The organism is Vibrio sp. 1727 (assembly GCF_033344415.1).
GTDB lineage: Bacteria > Pseudomonadota > Gammaproteobacteria > Enterobacterales > Vibrionaceae > Vibrio > Vibrio alginolyticus.
The window spans coordinates 1-562 of sequence record NZ_JAWPOT010000535.1; the positions used below are offsets into that span (position 1 = coordinate 1).

General features: G+C 42.7%; 1 protein-coding gene. It reads right to left on the reverse strand.

Annotation, left to right across the window (positions count from 1 at the left end):
- Positions 1–560: hypothetical protein (locus R8O10_RS26775; RefSeq protein ID WP_318192169.1), on the reverse strand; the 560-nt coding region annotated here is incomplete at its 3' end.
- Between the last annotated feature and the right edge of the window lie 2 nt (positions 561–562).

The following is a 562-nucleotide window of genomic DNA, read 5'->3' on the forward strand; positions in this document are numbered from 1 at the left end:
TCAGCGAAGTGCATCGAAGTGTAGACGTTATCGCTGTTGCCGTATTTTTTTATAAGATCGTAAGAGTAAGACGAGTATGCTGTTAATAAAGCGCCGTATTGATGCCCAGTACTAGCAAAACTGCTTTGCCCACCTTTGGTAATATCAATAGGTTTGGTCTCGTTTACGTCAAAACCATACATGCTATTGATACTATCCAAAGCAGTTGAAAAGGCACTCTCATCTGTGGCCCCCTGGGAAATTTTGTACTTTGCCAAGCCTGCTGCCAAGTTCGACAGCGGAGTAAGCATTAACTTTTGCTCACTCCCCTCTTTAAAGTTCACAACACCTTCAAATTTAAGTGTCTTCGCATTGCTCACATATACCGTTTCATTTGTAAACGGATCGGTATAACTCCACTCTTTTGCAACAACAAAAAGAGGCATTGACGACGATTCAAACTCTAGCAGATAGTTTCCGAAGGCATCAGACGTCGTGTTAGCCAACTTCCGACCTAAGTTTCCATTTTTGAACTCGAAAACCTCAATCTTGTCGCCATTGACTGGGGCGTCAAACACCATAC